Origin of the sequence: Streptomyces sp. CA2R106 (genome assembly GCF_037034245.1) — a bacterium.
Taxonomy (GTDB): domain Bacteria; phylum Actinomycetota; class Actinomycetes; order Streptomycetales; family Streptomycetaceae; genus Actinacidiphila.
Map to the genome: position 1 here is coordinate 1 of NZ_JBAGKC010000203.1, position 294 is coordinate 294.

A 294-nucleotide genomic window follows, 5' to 3' on the forward strand; every position below is an offset into this window, starting at 1 on the left:
CACTTTGATCTTCGACCAGCCGACGCCGCTGGAAGTGGCGCGGTATCTGGTCGCCGAGGCGTGCGGGACCGACGGGGTCGTTGGGGAGAGCGCTGTGCCGACGCCGCGGGCCGGCACGGATGAGCCGGTGGCGATTGTGGGGATGGGTTGTCGGTTCCCGGGTGGGGTGGAGGATCCGGAGGGTTTCTGGCGGCTGGTTGCGGAAGGCTCCGATGCGATGTCGGGCTTCCCTGGTGATCGCGGTTGGGACCTGGAGAGCCTGGATGTTTCTGATCCCGTGGATGGGCGTGTGGG

General features: G+C 67.7%; 1 protein-coding gene. It reads left to right on the forward strand.

Going from position 1 to position 294, the window contains the following annotated elements; all coding sequences use genetic code 11:
* The coding region (locus WA788_RS35745) for a beta-ketoacyl synthase N-terminal-like domain-containing protein (protein ID WP_335984701.1) at positions 1 to 294 on the forward strand (294 nt) is incomplete at both ends.